Source organism: Moraxella bovis, assembly GCF_002014975.1.
Lineage (GTDB): Bacteria > Pseudomonadota > Gammaproteobacteria > Pseudomonadales > Moraxellaceae > Moraxella > Moraxella bovis.
Genome location: NZ_MUXV01000014.1, coordinates 43,893 through 67,190, shown reverse-complemented (window position 1 = coordinate 67,190; position 23,298 = coordinate 43,893). Strand labels below are relative to the sequence as shown.

Annotated in this window: 16 protein-coding genes, 1 pseudogene and 1 riboswitch; of the genes and pseudogenes, 7 read left to right on the top strand and 10 right to left on the bottom strand. The window is 45.4% G+C overall.

What is annotated here, in order from left to right; genetic code table 11:
* Positions 1-82 precede the first annotated feature (82 nt).
* Positions 83-191, top strand: a riboswitch (TPP riboswitch).
* Positions 192-448: 257 nt separating this feature from the next.
* From B0182_RS03835 to parC, 3 genes and pseudogenes are all read right to left on the bottom strand, one after another.
* Positions 449-1,624 (bottom strand): RNA-guided endonuclease InsQ/TnpB family protein, encoded by a 1,176-nt coding sequence (locus tag B0182_RS03835; protein WP_078273673.1) that lies wholly within the window; start codon positions 1,622-1,624, stop codon positions 449-451.
* A pseudogene (locus B0182_RS03830) lies at positions 1,621-2,234 on the bottom strand (IS607 family transposase). Before B0182_RS03830 ends, B0182_RS03835 begins: the two are co-directional and overlap by 4 nt.
* Before the next feature lie 54 nt (positions 2,235-2,288).
* Positions 2,289-4,523, bottom strand: coding sequence for a DNA topoisomerase IV subunit A (gene parC / locus B0182_RS03825; RefSeq protein WP_078273672.1), 2,235 nt, complete (start codon positions 4,521-4,523; stop codon positions 2,289-2,291).
* 148 nt (positions 4,524-4,671) lie between these two features.
* Here parC and B0182_RS03820 point away from each other — a divergent pair, with 148 nt between their 5' ends.
* Entirely contained in the window at positions 4,672-4,998 is a 327-nt protein-coding gene (locus B0182_RS03820; protein ID WP_078273671.1) for a TraR/DksA family transcriptional regulator, read from the top strand.
* A 64-nt stretch (positions 4,999-5,062) separates the two neighbouring features.
* Here B0182_RS03820 and B0182_RS03815 read toward each other — a convergent pair whose 3' ends face one another.
* Complete coding sequence (locus B0182_RS03815) at positions 5,063-7,429, bottom strand: RelA/SpoT family protein (RefSeq protein WP_078273670.1); 2,367 nt, start codon at positions 7,427-7,429, stop codon at positions 5,063-5,065.
* A gap of 703 nt (positions 7,430-8,132) precedes the next feature.
* Positions 8,133-8,291, bottom strand: coding sequence for a hypothetical protein (locus B0182_RS14205; protein ID WP_156892333.1), 159 nt, complete (start codon positions 8,289-8,291; stop codon positions 8,133-8,135).
* Positions 8,292-8,386: 95 nt separating this feature from the next.
* Here B0182_RS14205 and B0182_RS03810 point away from each other — a divergent pair, with 95 nt between their 5' ends.
* Both B0182_RS03810 and B0182_RS03805 read left to right on the top strand, forming a co-directional pair.
* Positions 8,387-10,270, top strand: coding sequence for a DEAD/DEAH box helicase (locus B0182_RS03810; RefSeq protein ID WP_244893642.1), 1,884 nt, complete (start codon positions 8,387-8,389; stop codon positions 10,268-10,270).
* A gap of 98 nt (positions 10,271-10,368) precedes the next feature.
* Entirely contained in the window at positions 10,369-11,421 is a 1,053-nt protein-coding gene (locus tag B0182_RS03805; protein WP_078273668.1) for a hypothetical protein, read from the top strand.
* A 63-nt stretch (positions 11,422-11,484) separates the two neighbouring features.
* On the opposite strand, the gene B0182_RS03800 is transcribed toward B0182_RS03805, so the two are convergent.
* The 5 genes from B0182_RS03800 to pheS form a co-directional block, all read right to left on the bottom strand.
* A complete protein-coding gene (locus B0182_RS03800; RefSeq protein ID WP_078273667.1) occupies positions 11,485-11,772 on the bottom strand; it encodes an integration host factor subunit alpha in 288 nt (95 codons plus the stop codon).
* 76 nt (positions 11,773-11,848) lie between these two features.
* A complete protein-coding gene (gene pheT, locus B0182_RS03795) occupies positions 11,849-14,236 on the bottom strand; it encodes a phenylalanine--tRNA ligase subunit beta (RefSeq protein ID WP_078273666.1) in 2,388 nt (795 codons plus the stop codon).
* Between the two features lie 185 nt (positions 14,237-14,421).
* Positions 14,422-14,658, bottom strand: coding sequence for a type II toxin-antitoxin system VapC family toxin (locus B0182_RS03790; RefSeq protein WP_078273665.1), 237 nt, complete (start codon positions 14,656-14,658; stop codon positions 14,422-14,424).
* 3 nt (positions 14,659-14,661) lie between these two features.
* Positions 14,662-14,892: a hypothetical protein gene (locus tag B0182_RS03785; protein WP_078273664.1), complete on the bottom strand. Its 231-nt coding sequence runs from the start codon at positions 14,890-14,892 to the stop codon at positions 14,662-14,664.
* A 9-nt stretch (positions 14,893-14,901) separates the two neighbouring features.
* Positions 14,902-15,960 carry a phenylalanine--tRNA ligase subunit alpha gene (gene pheS, locus B0182_RS03780; RefSeq protein WP_078273663.1) on the bottom strand — a complete coding sequence of 353 codons (1,059 nt, stop codon included), beginning with the start codon at positions 15,958-15,960 and terminating at the stop codon, positions 14,902-14,904.
* Between the two features lie 471 nt (positions 15,961-16,431).
* Between pheS and B0182_RS03775 the strand changes: the two genes are divergently transcribed.
* The 4 genes from B0182_RS03775 (at position 16,432) to B0182_RS03760 (ending at position 22,918) form a co-directional block, all read left to right on the top strand.
* Positions 16,432-17,655 carry a porin gene (locus B0182_RS03775; RefSeq protein ID WP_115368823.1) on the top strand — a complete coding sequence of 408 codons (1,224 nt, stop codon included), beginning with the start codon at positions 16,432-16,434 and terminating at the stop codon, positions 17,653-17,655.
* Positions 17,656-17,675: 20 nt separating this feature from the next.
* Positions 17,676-18,968 carry a porin family protein gene (locus tag B0182_RS03770; protein WP_078273661.1) on the top strand — a complete coding sequence of 431 codons (1,293 nt, stop codon included), beginning with the start codon at positions 17,676-17,678 and terminating at the stop codon, positions 18,966-18,968.
* Positions 18,969-19,070: 102 nt separating this feature from the next.
* A complete protein-coding gene (locus tag B0182_RS03765; RefSeq protein ID WP_078273660.1) occupies positions 19,071-21,668 on the top strand; it encodes a prolyl oligopeptidase family serine peptidase in 2,598 nt (865 codons plus the stop codon).
* Positions 21,669-21,874: 206 nt separating this feature from the next.
* Positions 21,875-22,918 (top strand): siderophore ABC transporter substrate-binding protein, encoded by a 1,044-nt coding sequence (locus B0182_RS03760; protein WP_078273659.1) that lies wholly within the window; start codon positions 21,875-21,877, stop codon positions 22,916-22,918.
* Positions 22,919-23,298: the final 380 nt, after the last annotated feature.

The following is a 23,298-nucleotide window of genomic DNA, read 5'->3' as shown; positions in this document are numbered from 1 at the left end:
GGGGTTTGGTGGGTGTATTTTACATGGATTGCAATTAGCCCATTAACTCATTTTAAAACCGCCCAATCTTTGTTATAAGGTTACCAACTTGACGGAGTGCAACCCAAAGCTACCAAGATTGTGATTATCCACAAAATCCGTTGAATCTGATGCGGTTCGTACCGCCGTAGGAAATCAAGTTTTCAAAATCTTAAAAATTCTGTATATTATTGATTTATATCAATAATTATTTTTCATCATAAGATTTTTGATGGTTGGATTGTGTATTCAAGATTTAAAAGTGCGTGATACATTCCGTTCCAAAAAACCTACCCAAATCTACCCAAAGGCAAATTTAGCGTTTTCTTCCTACTTCATCGCTTGTTGCCCTTGCCATTTGGCGTAGGTCTTACATAAGCTCCATAGGCATTTTAAAATTGGGGATAGAACTCACCCGCCAAGGTTTTTGTTAAGATAAGATTAAAACCTTATCCGCTTTGTTTAAAATGTTGATACTGGCGTTGATGTCCCTATCGTGGTTTTTGTTGCAGTTGGGGCAAGTCCAGTTTCTAACAGATAAAGGTAATTCATCTAACTTAACACCACAACAAGAGCAGGTTTTGCTTGATGGATAAAATCTGTCCAATTCTTTGAGTGTCTTGCCCCATTGATTTGCTTTGTAGATGAGTTGCCTTTTAAGTTCGTAAAACCCTAAATCATTGATAGCACGGCTTAGTTTGCGATTTTTTACCATACCTTTGATATTTAGGTTTTCAAGACAAATCACATCAAACTTTTTAACCAAGTTGGTACTAAGTTTGTGTAAAAAGTCTTTTCTGATACAGCTGATTTGATAATGCAACCGTGAGAGCTTGGTTTTCGCCTTTTCACGATTGTTAGAGCCTTTTTGTTTACGGCTAAGTTGTTTTGATAATCTTTGAAGTTTTTTAAGTTTATTCTTTAAAGGTTTTGGTGCTTGTATCTTTTCTCCTGTTGAAAGTGTGGCAAGGTCTGTAATGCCTAAATCAATGCCAACAGATTTATTTGTTTTTTCTTTGGGTAAAAGATGATTGGGTAAATCTTGTAATTCCACCGCAATGGATACAAACCATTTACCACCTTTGGTAAAGACTTTGGCGGATAGGATTTTGCCATCAAAGCGTAAGTTTTCACGCATTTTAACAAGTCCCAAATTGGGAATTTGAATGAAAGGTTTGTCTTTTTTAAGTTTTAATTTAAATTGGTCGTTGGAAAGACTAAAACGGTCATTTATGCCTTTCTTTCTAAACTGTGGATAACCACTTTCACCCTTAAAAAAGCGTTTGAATGCGTCTCCTAGTTGCATAATGGCAAGTTGGGGAGAGCATTTGGTAACTTCTAGCATAAAGGGGAATTGGGTGCGTTTGATGGCATTAAGCTGTTTTCTTAATTTGCCTTGTGTGGGTTTGTTGAGTTTGCTTTCGTCAATAGGTAGGTTCTTTGCTAAACAGTCATCACGATATTGTTTATCTTGTTCGTATTGCTTTTTCCACGCCGCCAATCCCCAATTATAAGCAAATCTGGCAACACCGCAAGCTTTTTTAAAATATGTCGCTTGTTTGTGATTGGGTTTTAGTTCAATGATGTGTCCACGAATGGCGGTCATTCTAACACCGCCTTAACAGCTTCTAACACTTTTTTATTTTTCTTACTGCGTGAATCATACAGACGAGCGGAAAATACGGTGATGATTTCTAACACATCTTGAGCCAACTCTTCTTCAAAGGATAGGTTTTCGCCTTGATTGATAATGACAACTTCCACATTCTTTCTTTCGCATAGAGCGAAGATAAGTTCCGAACCAAAGCGTAATAGGCGGTCTTTGTGGGTTAAAACCAAACGCCCAATTTCATCATTTAAGATGCCGTCAAGCAGTTGTTTTAAGCTTTTTTGTGGTAGTTCATACCAGAGCCTAAATCATTCACGATTTCAAATGTTCAGCCTTGACTGGCACAGTATAGTTCAAGCACACCTATCTGACGGTCTAAATCATCTTTTTGGTCGTGGCTGGATACTCGTGCGTAGCGAACCGTTTTGCGGTTTGGCATTGGTAGATTATGGTAAAAATTAGGGTGTAGCTTATTAATATCGTACCTGCGATGACCTTTGGGGGTGCGTTCTGCGACAAGCACGCCAGTTTCGTCCCACCTCCGCAAAGTGGAAATAGATACGCCAAGTCGTTTTGAAGCTTCGTTAATACCAATCAATCTATTCATAATTACACATTATAGAGTAGATTTCAATTAGCTGTTTTTTGCCCTACAAAACACCTAATTCTCCACCTTTTCCGTTTTTTCCACACGCTCCACGCCTATCCCCACCACGCTCAAAAACCCTTTTGGCAATGCTCCGCCACGCCCTGCACGTTTGCCCCGATAGCTTGCCCAGTCGGCAGGTTTTAGGGTGAGCGTACGCTTGGCAGTGCGAATGATAAGATTGTCCGTATCGGCTAAGGCACACACCGCCACCAGCGTTTCGTTGTCTTTTAGGCTCATGAGTTTGTTGCCTTTACCCTTTGCCAGTACGGGCAATTCATCACGGTTAAAGATGAGCAGATTTCCGCCACTACTTACCACCGCAATGTGCGTGGCGTTGCCCACAGGGGCAAATGGCAACAGGGTCGCATCCCCCAGATTGACCACCGCTTTACCTGCTTTTTGGGCGGTGTCTAGCCCTTTGGTGTCGGTGATAAAGCCATAGCCTTGACTGCTGGCTAGGATAATGGGGTAACTGCCAAATAGGGCTTGCTCAATTTTTACGCCATTTGCCAAGTTGAGCATACTGCTAATCGGCTCGCCCTGCCCACGAGCGGACGGCAGACTTGCCGTGTCTAGTCCATAGCTACGCCCCATGTTATCAAGGACGATAAGTCGCTCGCCCGTCTTGCCAAGGGCGTGCGTGGCGTACTCATCGCCTGTGCGAAAGTTTAGGGTGACAGGGTCAATCTCATGTCCTTTTGCCATGCGAATCCAGCCTGCTTTTGAGATGATGACGGTTACGCTCTCGCTCGGGGTCAGCTCGGATGCTTTGACGGCGACAGATTCTTCACGCTCCACGACAGGCGATTTGCGTTTATCGCCATGCGTTTTCATGTCAAAGGTTAGCTCGTCTATCAAAAGGTTTGTTAGGCTGTTGGGGTTATTTATTTGCTCGGCGATGATGGCTCGCTCTTTTTGTAGCTCGTCTCGCTCGGCATTTAGCTCAATCTCTTCTAGTTTGGCTAATTGGCGAAGTTTGATGTCAAGAATGGCGTCCGCTTGGGTGTCGGACAGCCCATAACGGCTCATCAAGACCGCCTTGGGGTCGTCTTCGGTGCGAATGATGGCAATGACTTCATCAATGTGCAAATAAGCAATGAGCAAACCTGCCAAGATGTGCAAGCGTTTGTCAATCTTATCAAGACGGTTCTGCAAACGTCTTAGCACCACACTACGGCGTGATGAGAGCCATTCGGATAGGATTTGTTTTAAATTCTTGACTTTGGGTTTGCCATTTAGCCCAATCATGTTCATATTGACCCGATAGGACGTTTCTAGGTCGGTCGTGGCAAACAGATGAGCCATGATTTTGTCAATCTCAACCTTACCCCGCTTAAATTCAATGACAATACGGCAAGCGTTCTCGTGGTCGGATTCGTCTGTGATGTCATTGACCCACGGTAGTTTTTTATCGGTCATGAGTTTGGCAATCTGCTCAATGATTTTTGAGCCTGAAACTTGATAGGGCAAAGCGTCTATGATGACGGTGTTTTTGTCTTGTTTATCAATATGATAAGTCGCTCGCATTTTGTAATTGCCACGCCCTGTCTCGTACATTTTGACAAGCTCATCTTTTGGCGTGATAATCTCGGCAGATGTCGGCAAATCAGGAGCAAGCACCGTTTTGCATAGCTCGGCTGTGCTGATGTTAGGGTTTTTTAGGAGTTTGATACACGCCTTGACGGTCTCGGTGAGGTTGTGGGGTGGAATGTCGGTCGCCATGCCCACGGCAATGCCTGTGGTGCCGTTTAGCAAGATGTTTGGCAAGCGGGCAGGGAGCGTGGCAGGCTCGCTCATCGTGCCGTCAAAGTTGGGGATAAAATCCACCGTACCTTCACCAAGTTCGGACAATAGGGTGCTGGCGTAATTGCTCATCTTGGCTTCGGTATATCGCATGGCGGCAAAGGATTTGGGGTCGTCAGGACTGCCCCAGTTGCCTTGCCCCATAACAAGCGGATAGCGATAACTAAACGGCTGTGCCATAAGTACCATGGCTTCATAGCACGCTGTATCGCCATGCGGGTGGTATTTGCCCAGCACGTCGCCCACGGTGCGGGCGGACTTTTTGGGCTTGGCGGTGTGGCGAAGCCCTAGCTCATTCATGGCGTAGATGATACGGCGTTGGACGGGCTTTAAGCCGTCAGCGATGTGCGGTAAGGCTCTGTCCATGATGACGTACATGGCGTAGTTTAGGTAGGCAGATTCGGTAAATTCGGCAATGGAGCGGGTGTCAAAATCGGTTTTCATGGTGTGGTGTCAATAAAAAATTTGGGGTATTGTAGCAAACTTAATAAAAAATGGCTATTTGTCAGGGGGCTAAAAATACCGCTACCCAACACCCTAAATTTGTGCTAATCTATACTTAAATCCTTTATTTTATTAGCCATTAGGAGTTATCACGGACATCAATAAACACAAAGCCGATTTGCTCGCCCTAAAAGCAGAGTATGAATACCGCATTGATAAAATCACCAATCACCTAGAACACCCCCAAGATGAGCTAGGACAACATTGGGACGATCAAGCTGTCGCCGCCCAAGAAAACGACATGCGTAAAAATCTGCTCATCGAAGCCCAAGAAAACCTTGCCAAAGCCAATGTCGCTTTATCTTGCATTGAAAACGACTTGTATGGCGAATGCAGTGAGTGCGGTGAAGAGATAGAAGAAGGGCGACTCGACGCGGTGCCGTATGCCACAGAGTGTATCAAGCACGCCAAATAGACAGCCTGACAACCATAAAAAGCGGTTCACTCTGAACCGTTTTTTGTTTTGGCGTTTTTAAATCCTAACCCACACTTCGCCTTGCTTTGACCACGCTTGGCTGTTGCTCGATTTTGGCAAGCAGGCGAGATAAATGCTCAATGCCTGCCACTTCCACAAAGAATTTCATCTGGGCGTCCATGCCATCATCAAAGACTGTCTCGGCACGTTGGATATTGACTTTCTCACGGTCGATGACATTAAACAAATCCCGCAACAGTCCGCTTGTGGCGTGAGCGTCCACGACCACACAGACAGGCTGATACCGCCCAAACTCCGCTTGCCACTCGGCACAGACGACCCGCTCTGGCTCTTTTTGGGCGAGCCGTGACAGCTCCACGCAGTCGCTACTGTGGATACTGACTCCATTCATGAGCGTAATAAAGCCTGTGATGGGTTCGCCATGCACGGGGTTACAGCATTTGGCAAGGTGCATCTCGACATTGTCAAGCCCATGCACGTCAATCTTGTATTTGTTGGGGCGAGTTTGGGGTTTGGATTCGATGTGCGTTTCGCTGACATTGGGCGTACTTAGGTTCAAATCCTTGATGATTTTGCCTGAGATTTGGCTAACTCCAATCTCGCCCATGGTGATGGCAAGATACAGCTCATCTTCGCCCTTGTAGTCTAGCTCTCGGCACAGCGCACCAAAGTCCACCCCCGACACCGCCACGCTCAGTCGCTCTAACTCACGCAGTAGCAGGGCTTTGCCCGTTTCGATGTTTTTGTCACGGTCTTGTTTGTTAAACCATTGGCGTAGTTTGGCTTTGGCACGAGCGGTGTGGATGTAACCCAGCGAGGATACCAGCCAGTCACGATTCGGCTCACGACTTGATTTGGTGATAATCTCCACTTGGTCGCCTGTTTTGGGCTGATGAGTCAGTGGCACATAACGCCCGTTTACCCTTGCCCCTTGGGCACGATTGCCAACTTCGGTATGCACATGGTAGGCAAAGTCAAGCACGGTCGCCCCTTTGGGCAGTTCGGTGATGTCCCCGTCTCGGCTAAACACGTAGATTTGTTGGACGTTATCAAGGTTGTCAAGCTCTATCTCGTCGCTCTCGCTTTTGTCTCCGCCTAAGAGCTGTCTTAGTGAGCTGATTTTGGCGGTGAGATAGTCGTCTGTTTTATTGCCTTTTAAGCCCTCTTTATAATTGACGTGCGACGCTTTGCCAAGCTCCGCCTCAAAGTGCATGTCAAAGGTGCGAATCTGCACTTCTAGGGTGCGATTTTGGGCGATGACGACCGTGTGTAGCGACTTGTAGCCGTTGGGTTTGGGGTTGGTGATGTAGTCATCAAATTGCTCGGGGACGTGTCGCCACATTCCATGCACCACGCCTAGGGTGTGATAGCACTCGGCGTTGGTGTTTACCAGTACCCGTAAGGCTCTGATGTCATAGAGCTGGTCAAAGGATAGGTTTTTCTTTATCATCTTGCGATAGATGGAGTAGATGTGCTTGACACGCCCTGAGACTTCGCATTTGATACCGACCCGATTTAGCTCATCGGTGAGTGTTTGCTTGACTTCTTCGATGTAACGTTCACGCTCGCTACGTTTTTGGGCGAGCAGACTGGCAATGCGTTTGTACTCATCAGGGGCAAGATAGCGAAAAGCTAGGTCTTCTAGCTCCCATTTCAGCTGAGCAATGGATAAGCGGTGAGCTAATGGAGCATAGATGGTCATGACCTCACGAGCCACCCGTTTTTGGCGGTCGGGCGTGGCAAAGGACAACTCACGCATGGCAAAGGTACGCTCGGCAAGTTTGATGAGTACCGCCCGCACGTCATTGGTGGTGCTAATGAGCATGCTGTATATGGTCGATAGCTGTTCACGGTTGTTATTTTCAAAATAATCTTCAAGCCGTTTGTTGCCCTCTATCGCCTCAGACAGTCGTCCCATGGCAAGCGTGTCTTCGATGAGATGGGCGATGTCTGCCCCGAACTCATAAGCGATGGAGTCCATGCTAATTAGCTCACGCCGTACCGAGCGATAGAGCATGGCAGCGACCAGAGCGTTTTCATCTTGGAACAGATACGCTAAAATGTCCGCCATGCCAATGCCTGTCACATACGCTCCTGAGCGAGAGTGGTGGGGTTTGGATGATTGTACTTGTACAAATTGGCAGGCTTTTTTGAGCAGGGGCAACTCACCTTTGCCGATACGCTGGGCGACATTGGATAGCCATTTGTCAATGTCAATGTCGCTCTCGCTAATCTTGGCAGGCGTGTCGGTGGCGTGGCTGTGGTCGTGGGTAGTAGTGAGTTTTTGACTGTGAAGCTGTGCCTGAAAATCGGGGTGTAATTGGTCTGCCACAAGGCTTGCTGCTAGGCTTGCACTGTCGCCTGAGTTTTTGCCTGTCAGCAAGGGCAAGCTGTCTCGAATCTGTACCACGTCATGTCCTTTAATCTAAACTTTCAATCACTGTTTGATAAAATATGTAGGCATTGCTATCAATCATGTCTTTGGGTGGATTTGTTGGGGTGGATTGTGATTTACCCTATCAACGCATTTATTTGAGCGTTGTGTTTATCCCATGACATCCATGTTTTAAAAACATTTTGCATTGGGGCGTGCCTACCCTTGATAACATTTTAAATCAATTTTTGCATGAAAAATGGCTAAATCTTGTTTTTCTATGTCAAAATCCTTGTTAATATTTTAATATCAACTGCGGACTTTTCCTTGAAAAACGTACGATTTTTCACATTTTTCATTGCAAATACCAACGGTAGGCACGCCCTAAACAATACCAATAATAAAAACACTATTATTGCATTTTCGGGGCATTTTTAAAAGCCAAAAACCCCTAAAATTTACCAAAATTTCCTGCCTACTTTGCCAAAAACTGTGGTATAATGGCTCTCTTTGGTAAAATAATTTGCCAAATCATCGCTGAACCTGCTTATTTTCTATTGATATTAGGGTACGCCCTAGAATAAGCCACATCGTAAGCTAGGACAGTCTTGCCATCAAATGTGTTTAAGAACGAGTTAAGTTCGTTTTATACTTCTGGGCGTTTGGATATTTCATCATTGATTTTAATGATAAATATATCAGAAAAATGCAAATTGCCATTGTTTATTTTTTAATACAATTAAAATGGCATGTCTAAAATGACTTCTGTGTACTTCTTATCATCATGATTGCTGATTTTGTCAAGGTTGCTTTTATTGATAAAAGTAAAACCAATGGCAAACTGTTGGCAGTATGAATTGTCTTCGGTGTTTTTGTAAAACATGATTGGGTCTGGCAAGGGCTATCCTTTGCCATTTAGATGATTTTTTTTAAAACCCAACCACGTTCGCCAAGCCAGCGATTATTATCAACATCATGACATCAAGGTTATTTATGACAACCCAACACCAACAAGATTTTGCCCCACAAAAAGAGCAAACAGGCGAGCAACCCACCGAGCAAAAAGAGCAAAACAGCTTAACTTTTGAGCAGTTAAACCTTGCCAAACCCATTTTAAAAGCCCTGACCAAATCAGGCTATACCACGCCCACGCCCATTCAGGCAGGGGCAATCCCCCATGCCATAGATGGACGTGATTTGCTACTATCCGCCCAAACAGGCTCGGGCAAAACGGCGGCGTTTGTCCTGCCGGTTTTGCACCAATTAGCCCAGCCAAAACCTGCCGAAAAATCCAGCGAGTTTAGCCAAAAATCACACAACCGCCACCAAAAGACCGCCATTAAAGCCCTGATACTGACCCCCACCCGAGAGCTTGCCATGCAGGTGCAGGACAACGTGCGTAAATACAGCAGTGAAATGCGTGGGATTTTTAGTGTGCCATTGGTTGGCGGGGCTCCGTATGGCGGACAGATTCGTGCCTTGCGTAAGGGTGTGCAGATTGTCATCGCCACCCCCGGTCGCTTGATTGACCACATGAATGACGGACGTGTGGATTTGTCCGAGCTTGATACGCTGATATTGGACGAAGCTGACCGTATGCTGGACATGGGTTTTGCCGATGACATTAAGACCATCTTAGAAGCCGCCCCGAGTAAGCGTCAAACCGTGATGTCGTCAGCGACATGGGACGGAGCGGTTGGCAAGATTGCCGAGAGCTTTACTGTGAACCCTGAGCGTGTCTCCATCAAAGTTGAGTCGGCTCATATCGATGAGAGCGTGTATTTTTGTGATGATTTTCACCACAAAAATAAGATTTTGATTGAACTTTTGGGCAACCCCGAGATTAACCAAGCGGTGATTTTTACCGCCACCAAACGCAGTACCGAACAGCTTGCCGAGTCGCTCACCGAAGCAGGATTATCGGCTCGCTATCTACACGGTGATTTGCCACAAGGTAAGCGTAACCGCATCATCAGTGATGTCAAGTCGGGCAAGTGCAACTTTTTGATTGCCACCGATGTCGCCGCTCGTGGCATTGACATCTCTGCCATTAGTCATGTGGTGAACTATGATTTGCCCCGTCAAGTCGAAGACTATGTGCACCGCATTGGTCGTTGTGGGCGAGCAGGGCGGACAGGGGTCGCCATGAACCTATGTAGCATGGACGACAGACGTCAGCTCGGGCACATCAACCGCTATCTAAACCGTGAAATGAAAGAAGAAGTAGTCGTAGGACTAGAACCCAAACGAGTTGCCCCAAGTGCCAAAGACAAAGACGGCAGACGTGAAGGGCGTGGCAGACGTGGCGGCGGTCGTGGTTTTGGGCGTGGCGAGAGAGCGGAGTTTGTTACTCGTTCGGGGCGGTCATCATTTGGCGGTCATGACAGACATGAGGCTTATGACCGACAAGGCGACAGACCAGACGGCAGAGCAGGTCGTGATAAGCAAAGCCATGATAAAAACGGCTATGGTAGAAGCTATGACCGACAAGGCGACAGACCAAACCGTGAACGCCAATACCGCACAGAGCGATATGAGCGTGGCGAGAGTGGACGTGATGAGCGTTTTGCCAAGCCGTACCAAGAGCGTTTTGGCGATAGAGACGACAGATGCACTCGCCAAGACAGGGATTATCGCCAAGATAAGCCCAAATCTTTTGGTTGTGCCCGTGAAAACAGCCGTGAATTTGGACAGCGTGATAACACCTACAAAGGCGAGCGTGCATGGCGTGATGACAAAAGAAAGGGCGGCAAAGAGACGGCAAAATTTGGCGGCAGAGACGGTATGAAAAAGTCCTACAAAAAACGAGCGGTCGAAGAGATGTTCTTTGCCAAACGCCAAGAGAAGAAAGCCAAACGCAAATTTGGCGAGTTGTGATTTTTTGCTGAATTAACCATAAAAACCCATTGATAAAATGGGTTTTTGTTTTTTTGGTGTTGTGCTAAAATAAAACACAAAAATAACAAGGATAAATCATGAATGCTCGCCTCTACCCCATGCGTCCTAAGCAAATAAAAAATCAGCTATCTGTTACCATTAATAGTATTGTCAATATTTCGATGGCGTGTTTGGCTCTTGTGCTGACTTGGTTTAAAGATAATCTGTTGTGGTGGGGGCATGCGGGTATTTTTGTCGTGGCGGGTGTGAGCGTTTATTTGTTGGCACGGGCGTATTTTAAGCCCAAATTTGCCGACACTTCTTTAATCATAGACGCAGAGGGCATTCGTACCAATAAGGATTTTTTAAATAAATTGCCTAATTATGCCCCTATTGCTTGGCACGAAATTGACAAAATAGAAATCACTGAAAATCTACCACAAGCCATGATGGGTAAGACACTTGCCAAACTCAATCCCCATTTGAGTAAATATAATAAAACCCTCATCATTCATGGTCTTCAAAAAGACAAATTTGGCGACATCAAAAAGCGACTGATTATCGAAGATGGTGTGTGGCAAATTGATGATGTTGATGAATTGGTAAGGCTATTTCATTCATTGAATTTTCCTGTTTGTCATATTGACAATCAAGATTATATCAAAGAGCATGTCCCAATGGGCGTAGATTTGGGTAAGCGGGCAGGGCATTTGGCGTATTCGTCTTTTTTCTTATTTGTCATCATGTTGGGATTGGTGTATTTTGATAAATTTATTACCCTAGAATTTGGATATATGGATAAAGTGTTTTTTGGGGTGGCTATTGCGGTATTTTTGGTGGGGGCTTATTATCTTTATGGCGAAAATAAAGCATTAAAAGGCATGATTTCGCTCATATTATTTGTGCCGATGATGACTTTGTTTTTATTTTTTGCCACGCTGTTTTTATCGCCACTCGTGGCAAAAACTCAAATGGTAGATTTTGAGTTTCGGGGTGGAAAATGGCAAACAACTTATCGCCAAATGCCCTTAGAAGTCAGCTGTCATAAAAATAAGGATAATATTCATGCAGACGGCAAAGTTAATATCATGGACACGCTGGGCATGATAAGAATGGAATTGACCCAACTGGAAAAATTATGCAAAAAATGAGGCAGATATTAATAGGAATATAAGATAAAACCCATTTATAAAAATGGGTTTTTTGTTTTGGTTTTATTTGACTTCAATCTGACGGCGAAACTTTTGCCCTGCCTTAAAGGTAACAACACGGCGAGCCTTGACAGGGATAACCTCCCCTGTTTTGGGGTTGCGACCAGGGCGGGATTTTTTGTCTTTTAATTCAAAGTTGCCAAAGCCTGAGAGCTTGACTTCTCTACCGTCCGCCAAACTTTGGCTAATCTCACTAAAAAAGGTATCCACCAATTTGCGAGCGTCTTGGCGAGTCATACGCAGGCGAATGGTCAAATGGTCTACCATGTCTGCTTTGGTTAAGGTTGCCATGTGTCATCCTTTTAAAATTAAATTAAAATTGGCATTGTTGGGGTTAAGGGCGAACCACATTCGCCCTTGACAAACATCAGCCATCACGCAGTTGTGCTTGGTATTTGTCGGTCAATGCCACAATCACCCTATCCATCAACGCCTTAATCTCATCATCAGATAGGGTACGAGCAGTATCTTGCAAGGTCATGGCAAATGCCAGTGATTTTTTGCCTGCAGGCAGTCTGTCGCCTTGATAGACGTCAAACAAGGCAACGTCTGTCAAATACTCGCCTGCCACATCACGCACGACATCTGCCACGTCTTGCCATGCCAAATCCTTATCCAAGAAAAAAGCCAAATCACGGCGAACGCTTGGGAATTTGCTCGGTAGGCTCACAGCAAGGGGCTTGCGATGCAGGGCAAGCAGTTTATCAAGCTCAAACTGAGCCACCCACACAGTCGGCAAATCAAGCTCGCTTGCGATACTGGGGTGCAATTGCCCAAAATAGCCAATCCGCTTGCCACCTACCGACACATACGCACTTTGTCCCGAATGCAAAAACGCCAAATCCGCTCGCTCATAGCTTGGCAAGACATGGGCAGGGAGCAGGGTTTCGATGTCGGCTTTTAAATCATAAAAGTCCATGCCACGCACGCCATGAATGCTGTCGGTCGCTCGTCCTGTGGCGATGATGGCAAGGCTGCCGATTTGGGCGAGGCTTGCGACATCTTTACCCACGAACGACAAACCCACCTCAAACAGTCGCACGTCCGTTTGCTGGCGGTTTAGGTTGTGGCTTACGATAGGCAGTAGGCTAGATAGTAGCGTACGTCTCATGACCGCAAGCTCGGAGGAGATAGGGTTGGCAAGGGGCAGTATCTCGCCCAATTTGTCATCGTGGAGCAGTTTTTCTAATTTGTCATCACAAAAGCTAAAACTCACCGCCTCAAAATAGCCCTGTTTGGCAAGGATTAGTTTGAGTGTGTGGGTCAAATCTGCCGTGTCATCATAGCTCATGTCCACTGCAAACTGTGGCAGGCGTGGGGCGATGTTGGCATAGCCATGCACCCGAGCAACCTCCTCAATGATGTCCTCGCTGATGGTTAGGTCAAAGCGGTGGCTCGGGGGCTGGCAGACAAATGCCGTACCGTCAAAGGTGGTGTTGATTTCTAAGCGGTTTAATAGTCCCACAATCTCATCGCTGGGCAGGCTGATGCCAAGTAGTTTTTCGACTTTGGCAAATGGCACGCTGATGGTGGTGCGTGCTGGCAAATCAGAGACGCTCTCGGCGGTGGTGATTTGTCCGACTTGACCGCCAGCAATGCTCGCTATCAAAGTCGTGGCACGGTCAAGGGCGAGTTTGGGTAAGTCAAAATCCACCCCACGCTCAAATCTGGCACTGGCATCGGTGTGCAAGCCAAAACGTCTGGCACGCCCTGCGATGTTGAGTTGGTTAAAATGAGCCGATTCTAGCACGATGTTGGTCGTGCTGTCCGACACCGCCGAGCGAGAGCCACCCATAATTCCTGCCAAAGCAAGCACGCCCACATCATCGACAATCACTAACTCATCGCCACTTAGGGTAATGGTTTGCTCGTTTAACAGCTCTACCGTTTCGCCTTGATTGGCAAGGCGCACCTTAATCGCTCCCACGATTTTATCAGCGTCAAATGCGTGTAGGGGCTGACCAAGTTCTAATAGGATAAAGTTCGTAACATCGACCAAAAAATTATGGGTGCGAAGTCCGCTCGCCACAAGGCTGTCTTTTAGCCATTTGGGGGTTTTGACACTGCGGTCAATGTCGCCGATGTACTGAGCCAGATAGCGTGGACAAGCGGTGGTGTTTTCGACTTTGACCGATACAGATTTATCCAGCGTGGGGGGGGTCGTAATAATCTTGGGGCGGTTTAGGGCTAAGCCATTAACCACGCCAATCTCACGAGATAGACCCAGCACGCTTAGGCAGTCGCCACGATTGGGGGTAATAGCCACATCAAAAATCTGACCGTCCAGCCCCAAATACTCACGCACATCAACGCCAATCGGAGCGTCATCGTCCAGCTCCAAAAGCCCGTCAATCTCATCAATAAGACCCAATTCGGATGCACCGCAGAGCATGCCTTGGGATTCTACGCCACGCAGTTTGCCTTTTTTAATTTTAAACTCTTTGCCGTCAATCGGTGGCAGTACCGCCCCAATCGTTGCCACCGCCACTTTTAGTCCTGCACGCACATTGGTTGCCTCGCAGACGATTTGCAAATGCTCATCTGTACCAACATTGATGGTGGTGACGGAGAGTTTGTCGGCATCGGGGTGCTTGTTGCAAGTGATGACCTGACCCACAACCACGCCACTAAACATGGGGGCGATGGGGGTGATGTCGTCCAATTCCAAGCCAAGCATGGTCAGTTGTTCGCCAAGCTCGGCAGAAGTATTGGCAGGATTGACCCATTGTCTGAGCCAGTTTTCGCTGATTTTCATAAATGTCTCTTATTTGGTTTTTTTATGTATTAAATCTTTAAAGTTTTAACACAATCGTATTTTAAAATACAGTTATCATAAGTAATTAAAGTTAAATTTTCACTCATGGCTTGACTGATTAACAATCTATCAAAAGGGTCTCTATGCACAAAAGGCAAATTTTCTAATTGTATGCAATATTTTGATCAGACAGCCAATTCGTCATAACCACCGTCCAACAAATCATCATACAGTCCTTTTGGATTTGCCCTAACAATATCAAGTTTGTCCAGTTTTGATTTGATTGCCACTTCCCAAATATTTACTGAACTAAAATAAATTTTATGATTTTTATTTAATAAAATTTGTTCAAGTTCATAAGTGATTTTATGGGGTTCATAATTTAACCAAAGTACAATGTGGGTATCTAATAAATACGCCATGTTTTACAATTCCACGCCAAACAATCTTGCCACTTCATCATTATATTTATTAATATCATCGGGAAATTTGGCTTTACCTGCGGACATGCCGATTTTTCTGGGTTTATCCGCAGGTTTTTCAGCAGGCTGATTGGGTAACACAATGACCGTTACTGTCTGATTTTCAAGATTGGGAATGGGGTCAAGCCAAGTCAATTGACCGTTTGTGATGACCGCTTGATAAGCATTTAGCATATGGCTTCCTTAGGCAAACTGCCCTAAAAATCTTACATCATTTTGGAAAAATACTCGCAAATCATCAATGTCATAATACAGCATGGCAAAACGCTCAATACCCAGCCCAAAGGCAAAGCCTGTGTATTCGTCAGGGTCAATGCCACAGTTATGCAGTACTTGGGGGTGTACCATGCCACAGCCCAAGACTTCTAACCATTTGCCAGAGTCGGATAAAATATCCACCTCCGCAGACGGCTCGGTAAAGGGGAAAAAGCTCGGGCGAAAACGCACGGTCATTTCTTTGCCAAAAAAAGCATTTAAAAACTCATGAATCACGCCTTTGAGCTCGGCAAAGCTCGATGATTTAGAAATCATCAAACCTTCCATTTGATGAAACATGGGCGAGTGCGTCTGGTCGCTATCACAGCGATACACACGCCCAGGGCAGATGATACGCAGGGGCGGTTCGCTCGTCTCCATCGTACGGATTTGCACGCCAGAGGTATGCGTACGCAGTAGATAATGAGCGTCAAAGTAGAAGGTATCGTGCATGGCACGGGCAGGGTGGTGGTCGGGGATATTTAACGCCTCAAAGTTATAATAATCGCTCTCAACCTCAGGACCTGTCGCCACACTAAATCCCGCCTGCACAAAAAACTGCTTCATACGTTGTGTGGTGTGCGTAATCGGGTGCAGTCCACCTGTGGGGCGGTGGCGTGGCGGGAGCGTGATGTCGATTTGCTCTGCCATGAGCTTGGCGTTCAAGGCTTCTTTTGCCAATACCGCCCCACGTTCATCAAGGGCAGTGGCGATACGGGTGCGAAGCTCGTGCAAGTACGCCCCGTAAGTTTTTTTGCCCTCGCTGTCAAGTCCGCCCATTTGTTTGGAGAGGGCGGTAATGGGGGATTTTTTGCCTTGCAATGCCCCTTTTAATTCTTGTAATTGGGCGGTATCGCAAGCTGTGCCAATCGCTTCGATGACCTGTTTGGCATAATCATCAAAATCATCACTGCTAATGTCTGCTAGGGGTTTATCCAAATGCGATAGGGCAAGCACCACGTCTAAGGGAGAATGAGTATCAGTCATGTTCGTTATCATCATGAATTTAAAAGAACTATTGTAAAAAATAATTATAAAAATGTAAACAAAAACCACGCTATTTTGGCAAAAACTGACAAATTATGGGCAAAACATGACCGATTTTTTGGGTTTAAGGATATATAGTAAGTATAAAATATTGAAAAATAGGCCATTGGTTATCCCAAATATGGAAGTGACTATTATGAGCTTGGCTTAAACGATGTCTTTACATAAAATCATGACAAAAATGTGAAAAATTAATTTTTCCTACTTGACATTTTCAAAAATCAACATTATTCTACACAAATAAAGATTTTTGTATCATTTAGTTACATAACATAATATTTAGTTATGCATATGTATCACAAAATGTCATGTAGCCACCCAAGTCGCTTCGACTGAATGTTAGCCATTACAAATCTTTTGTGCTTTGTGACTTGGATGTTATTTTTTGGTGTTAAGGAGAACTAACTTTCTATGCACACACTAATCCACCCCCTTCATCCACTTGCCAGACAGCTCCGTTGGATTGTTCCCATGTCTGTTTTGGCATTGTTTGCCATGCCAGCTCATGCGGCGATGTTGGAGATACCATCGCTTAAAGATGGTTTAAGCCTTGGTATTTATGGCAGTATTAATCCCAATTTTAGCACCGAATCCAATAAGTTTAACTATACTTATGGTGATCCTAGGATTTTTGGCACTAATGGCAGTGTCGCTGATGTGCTTGCCAATCAAGACCGTAAAGACAGCGACGAACAGCTCAGATTAAACGGTCTTAACTGGGGTTCGGTTGAGTTTTATGCCAGCCAAAGACTGACCCCAAAGATTACCGCCAATAGCTCCATTTTGATAGAAGCTAGTGAGAGTGACAGTCGTAACCAGGGTGCTTATTGGGGGGCTTGGTTTGATTTTGGTACTTATGGCGAGCAAGGCAGACTGAGTGTCGGCAGTCGTTTCAATAGGCTTGGTGTGAGCCAGACAGGTTTGGGTATGCTAAACACCATGAATGACACAGGCACCAACATCAATGCCAGATATACGGGCGTGCCCAATCTGACTTTGTCCGCCTATCACATGCTAACTCAGTCAGCAGATGTCAATAACCGCAGAGCCTTAGGGTGGCATCACAGTGATGGGGTTTCTGCCAAGTATGACTTTGATTTTGCACCACGAAAAACGCTGACCTTGGCGGGCGGTTATAGTCGCAGTAAGGGTCATGATGACATGGCGTACTATGATGTTGCCGAAAAAGCAGATGCTTATCTACTCGGTGTTGGGTTTCGCCATAATGACTGGATGGTTGGGCTAGACTATGGCGAGCGTGAAGAGTCTTACAATGGTTATGTCACCAGTGGTGTAGACAAAAAAGTCTATGGTGCCAAAGTGGATTATGAATTCACCCCACGTCTAAAAGGTACGCTAAGCTATGGACACAGCCATTCTAAAAATAACTCACCTGCATCTTTTGAGAGAATGGTGGATTTTGGTAGGTTAGAGCCTTATTCGGGAACAGAAGCGTTGTTCTTTGATAAAGTTGAGCAAGATCGATACAGCGTGGGTCTGCAATATGAGCTGTATAAGGGCATTACGTTAAATGGCTCAGTCACCAACTTAAAGACCACCAACTATGTTACCGAAGGCGAATTTAGTAATCGTGAACAACTCACCGCCAACATCGGGGCATCATTCTCATTTTAATTATTTTAAAGGAATTTTTTATGAAAGCGACCCAATCTTTTCAATTAACCAAAATCGCCCTAATGACAGGCGTGATTCTAACAGCAACCAGCTCTCAGGCAGTTTATAATCTTTACAAAAAAGATGGCTTGTCTTTGGACATCAGCGGACAGATTGATATGCAAGCCACCAAACAGGATGAGAAGTTTGTGCTACAAAGCCCAATGGCGAGTGCTTACATTGATGGAAATAGTTGGCATTGGGGCAGTAACATCCCAGCAGGCACAGAGTTGTCCAGTACTGACAGAAAGCCACGTTTGGGACAAAACCACGGCGTGTCCTATGTGGATTTTCGCGGCTCACAAGAGTTGCCAAATGACTGGCGAGTGACGGGTAATGTCGGCTTTGGCTATAGTGATGGGCGTGATTTTTATTTGTCTAATTCAAGTTTGTCTTTTGACAAACGCAATCTGGGGGCGATTAGCCTAGGTCGCCAATACCTACACACCAACTATGTTAATCGTACCGGCACAGATACGCCACTAGATATTTTTAGTACCAATGCGGTGCGTTTGGACTATTATGGTGTCAAAGGCTTGCAAACCAGTGCTTATTATAGTTTTGCAGGTTATAACGATGTGACCAAAGAAAATAACACCGAAGTGGACTCAGGCTATGGCGTGTCAGCAAGTTACCGCTTTCCCATCGCTGATAATCAAAGCCTAAGAGTGGCGGCAGGCTATACGCACAGTGATTTTAACCCTGTGACCAACATTGCAGAAGCACAGTGGACTGCCAACCAAAACACTCTAAACCGCTACCCACAAAAAGTTGATGGTGTAGCGGCATCATTAGAATATCAGGCAGGTAAGTTCTTGATAGCGGCGGATATCGGTCGCAAAAAAGAAAACATGTCAGACAGTCGTAACACACCTTTGGATAAACGCACCACGGATTATCTGGGAGCGAAGATTGCCTATGACATCAACCCTGTTTTTAAGGTCAGTGCAGGCTATGGCACCAAAAAAGCTGAGACAGATCTAAAGGCAGGTGCATCAGCATTAACAAATGACGCAGGCTCTTTGTATGCCACCTATCGGGACAGTGGTTGGACAGATTTGGCGATGTATTCTTATGTGGGGGCAGGCGAGCAACATCTCTATGATAAAGCCGACACCAAAGAAGCCTATGTGCAGCTAGACTATCGCATTCGTCCCAATGTTCGTGTCTATGGTCGTTATGATACCGAAGAGACAGTTTATAAGGTCGGTGGCAAGGATACTGGCAAATTGACCGATGACAATGTGCGTGTGGGCATGGTGTTTACATTCTAAGCACAAAACACAATATAAAAATGCGGGGGCAGGCGATGAGACTTGCTCCTGACAGGTGTATTTATCGGTTGATTTGCATGGCAAAAAATTAAGGAGTTGCCCATGATGAGATTAAAACTTACCACGTTGGCATTGGCAGTGATGTCGTGTGTCTACATGACAACGGTACAGGCTGATGATGACACTGACAGCAGTAATAAACTAAATTACCCAAAAACTCGGGTGCACCAAGACAGTTACGACCCTTTTTTACACGGTGAATTTGGCATCTCTGCCAATACTGCAGGTACCAGAAATGCCCAATACATCGATAATCAGCACGCCCCAGATGATGGTATTGACCATTATTCTGGTGGCACCCATGTGGATAAATACCGCTGGTTAGAAAAGTATGATAATATTGATGCATATGTTGCCAAAGAGACCGATGCTGACCGTGAGCGAAACTTTATTGGTACTCGTTTTGAAGACGACCGACCGTTGGCGGCTGAGACCACTCGGTATCTACAAACGGTGCAACCTAGGGTGTCCAGCGAGGTTAATGAATGGGTGAATGAGCAAAATGCAGTAACGGAAGCGTACATTCAAAGCTCTACTGTTTATGACCAGCTAAAAAGAAACTACGATGCTCTAAAAGATGTTGAGCATACTATGAGTCGTTTTTATCGGGATAAGATTGGTGAGATTCGTTATTATCGTCATGTTGATGGGTTTAGTCGCATTGAGCGTATTGATCCAGATGGCACTCGCACCGAACTTGTCAATCAGGCGACCATTTCCCCAGATGGTAAGATGACCCCAGATGGCAATGCTGCTGTTCGTGGTGTTAAGGTTAGTAAAGATGGCTCTTATGTGTCGTTCTTTGTGCGTCAAGGATTTTCTGATGTTGACCCTAGATTTTTGCACGTCATAGATACCCGTACAGGCGAACTTGCCACGCCCATTATCAAAGGTCTTAGACGAGATATTTTGGCATCCACATGGCTAGATGATGATACGCTGTTTTATGTGGGTAGTGTGCCCCAGCTTGCTGTCTATCGTCGTGATATTGGCAAAGAGCGTTTTATTGACCCTATCGAAACCAACTCAAACCAAGTGGGTGGTGGTGCAATCACCAGCATCTATTTTGATGGTGATGATGACCGTTATTTGGTCATGGATGGCATGTACCAGGGTACAACAACGGCTTATATCAAAGACCGTAAGACAGGCGATGTGTATCGCTTGCATGATAATAAATTCTTTGATAAAGCGGTTAGATACAATCCAGCTTTTAATAATAACATCTTGGCACAGCTGATACATTTTGACCCAGAGACCCGTGACGTGTGGTTTATTAGTGGTGAGAATGACCGTAGGGGCGAGCTGATTAAGAGTAATCTTGACAATCTAAAAAAGCGTGAAGTGGTGGTTAATATTCCGCAGGATTTGGATTTGATGCGTGATGCGTATTATCACGAAGAAGGTAATGGCTACTTCTTGGTGACCTACCTAAAAGATGGGGTGAGTCGCCTTAAACTGGTGGATGCTACCACAGGTGTCTTTTTAAAAGATTTGACACCACCACAGGGGGCGGGCTTTATTTCTGAGCTGACTGGCAACTTGGTGAACAAAGAGCAAACCGATTCCAATCACGAAGTGGACGAAAATGATGCTGAATCCAACGAAAACTATGTGCAGTTTCGTTTTGAGAACCCAACATTCCCGCCCACGGATTATAAGTATAGCATTGCCAAAGATGAATTTTTGGATATTCGTCGCTTTGACTTAGCACCATTTGATGAGACGCAGTACGAAAGCAAGGTGGTATTTTATACATCCTATGATGGCACGCAGGTGCCGATGAATATCAGCTACAAAAAAGGCATTCCCTTAGATGGTAAGAACCCGACATTATTATACGGCTATGGTGGTTATGGTGTCATCTATGACCAAACCTTTGGCTTTCCCGCCAACACCGCATGGCTAGAAAATGGCGGTGTTTGGGCTCATGCCTTTATCCGCGGCGGTGGCGAATACGGACAAGAGTGGCAAGATGCTGCTAAGCACACCAAACGCTTGACGGGTTATGATGACTTTGCTGCTGCTGCTGACTACCTAAATCAAGCAGGCTATGCCAACCCTGACCATCTAGGCATTATTGGTGGGTCTAACGGTGGTCTTTTGGTGGGAGCCGCCATGGTGCGTCATCCAGAGAAGTATCGTGTGGCATTCCCACAGGTGGCTGTCTTAGACCAACTGCGTCAGGCGGACATGGGCATTACGCAGTATTGGATGGAAGAGTATGGCGTGCCATCAGAAGGTCGTCGTGTTTATGATGTTTTGATGAGTTATTCGCCTTATCATAACCTAAATGCAGGCACTTGTTATCCATCTACCTTGGTACAAACATCCAAGCGAGATGACCGTGTGGTGCCGTCGCATTCTTATAAGTTTGTTGCACGTTTTCAGGAGATAGAAAGCTGTGGTCGTCCCGCACTTCTTCATGCCGCTGAAAACCAAGGACACAGCCCAAATACTTATAATGAGCGAAAAGAAGACGAGCTGATGACGATTGCTTTTGCGTTCCAGGAGATGGGCGTGACAGACATACCAAACCTAGAAGTGCGTCCTACGGCTGACGAGATGAAAACGGACAAATGGCGAGCCGAAGATGAAGTCAAGCGTCAAAAACGTCTCAAAGAACGTTCTGTTCAGTAGTATTGACATTAACAAAAACTCAGCTTGGGCTGGGTTTTGTTTTTGATGGGCAATGAATTTTAGATGACTATAACTCATCATGTACCACAACTGGCAATCTAAATTATTTGTTAAATATTCCTATTTTCATTGATTTATCAAAGATTTTTGGTTAAAATATGTAACCATCATTTATCTTTCTTGTTTTGTCATATATAGGACGTGTTATGTTTACCAAAAAACTTTTAGCCCTTGCCGTTGTTGGTGTGTTTGGTCTGACCGCTTGCAACCAAGACAAACCTGCAACCACAGACACCGCCCCTGCCGAGCAAAAAACAGAACAAAAGGCTGAGTCGGCAGAGACCAAACCTGCTGACACCACAGCGACCCCTGCCACAGGCGATGTTATCATTAAGACCGCCACAGGCGAGCAGGCCATCCCTGCCAATCCTAATCCCATTGCCGTCTATGACATGACCGCCCTACAAAACCTAAAAGCCTTGGGCGTTGCGGTGCAAGGTATGCCGTCAGCGGAGATGACCGCCGAGCGTATCGCTACCCTAAACCTAAAAGCGGACGGCACGCCAGATGGCACAAGCGTTGGTACAGTATTTGAGCCAAATTTAGAAGTATTGCACAGCCTAAAACCACAAGCGATTTTTGTGGGTTCTCGTATGGCAGAAAAGAGCGAAGAGCTTGGCAAAATCGCCCCAACGTATAACCTAACCATTGACACCAACAACGTCTATGAGTCAAGCAAACAGCAGATTACCGATTTTGGTAAAGTGTTTGGTAAAACTGCAGAAGCCGACAAACTCATCGCCGACATTGATACTGCCATCGCCGAGACCAAAAAAGCGGTAGAAGGCAAGGGCAACGGGCTTGCCATTCTTATCAACGGCAACAAAATGAGCGCCTATGGCAAAAACTCACGCTACGGCTATCTACACACCACATTCGGCATTCCTATGGCGGACGCTGACGTGAACAAAAACGAAGAGCGTCATGGTCAGCCCATTAGCTTTGAATATATCCAAAAAGTTGACCCTGATTGGCTGTTTGTCCTAGACCGCACGTCAGCGATTGGCGAAGAAGGCGTATCGGCTAAGGAAGTGCTAAATAACCCACTCATGCACAACACCAAAGCCTATAAAAATAACCAAATCGTCTATGTCAGTCCAGATTCTTATCTTGCCTTTGGGGGTTATTACCAATGGCTAAAAGATGCTAAGATTGTTACCGATGCGTTTAATGCAAAAACAGCTCAGTAATTGATGTTAGGTGTAAAAAAAGGGGGCGGATTTTATTCGCCCTTCTGCTGATTTTTATTAGCATTGTTAATTGATTGTGTTTGTAGTGAATTTACAGGGGGTAAATTACATTTGCCCTGTACCATAAGTTTTTTGGGCGTTGTATTCGCCCCTACAAAGGCATTATTTTAAAAATGCAAATTGGGGCATATATTTTGATTTGATCATATCAATTTATCATACACTCTACAAAATGAAAGAGTACTACAGTTTTTCGTTCGTGGTGAGCCTGTCGAACCATGATGGAAACCGACCCGCAGGCAAGCTTGTGGCGAACGGTTTCCGTAGTAAAAATTCAATTTTGTTGGCTGCATAAACCCATTTTAAATTATAAACCCCTT

Excerpts from the sequence above, each read along its gene's own strand:
- B0182_RS03835 (WP_078273673.1), bottom strand. The coding sequence starts at position 1,624 with ATGACCGCCATTCGTGGACACATCATTGAACTAAAACCCAATCACAAA.
- pheS (WP_078273663.1), bottom strand. The coding sequence starts at position 15,960 with ATGACTGATACTCATTCTCCCTTAGACGTGGTGCTTGCCCTATCGCAT.
- pheT (WP_078273666.1), bottom strand. The coding sequence starts at position 14,236 with ATGAAAATCAGCGAAAACTGGCTCAGACAATGGGTCAATCCTGCCAAT.
- B0182_RS03765 (WP_078273660.1), top strand. The coding sequence starts at position 19,071 with ATGATGAGATTAAAACTTACCACGTTGGCATTGGCAGTGATGTCGTGT.
- parC (WP_078273672.1), bottom strand. The coding sequence starts at position 4,523 with ATGAAAACCGATTTTGACACCCGCTCCATTGCCGAATTTACCGAATCT.
- B0182_RS03790 (WP_078273665.1), bottom strand. The coding sequence starts at position 14,658 with ATGGCGTATTTATTAGATACCCACATTGTACTTTGGTTAAATTATGAA.
- B0182_RS03785 (WP_078273664.1), bottom strand. The coding sequence starts at position 14,892 with ATGCTAAATGCTTATCAAGCGGTCATCACAAACGGTCAATTGACTTGG.
- B0182_RS03775 (WP_115368823.1), top strand. The coding sequence starts at position 16,432 with ATGCACACACTAATCCACCCCCTTCATCCACTTGCCAGACAGCTCCGT.
- B0182_RS03800 (WP_078273667.1), bottom strand. The coding sequence starts at position 11,772 with ATGGCAACCTTAACCAAAGCAGACATGGTAGACCATTTGACCATTCGC.
- B0182_RS03770 (WP_078273661.1), top strand. The coding sequence starts at position 17,676 with ATGAAAGCGACCCAATCTTTTCAATTAACCAAAATCGCCCTAATGACA.
- B0182_RS03810 (WP_244893642.1), top strand. The coding sequence starts at position 8,387 with ATGACAACCCAACACCAACAAGATTTTGCCCCACAAAAAGAGCAAACA.
- B0182_RS03760 (WP_078273659.1), top strand. The coding sequence starts at position 21,875 with ATGTTTACCAAAAAACTTTTAGCCCTTGCCGTTGTTGGTGTGTTTGGT.
- B0182_RS03805 (WP_078273668.1), top strand. The coding sequence starts at position 10,369 with ATGAATGCTCGCCTCTACCCCATGCGTCCTAAGCAAATAAAAAATCAG.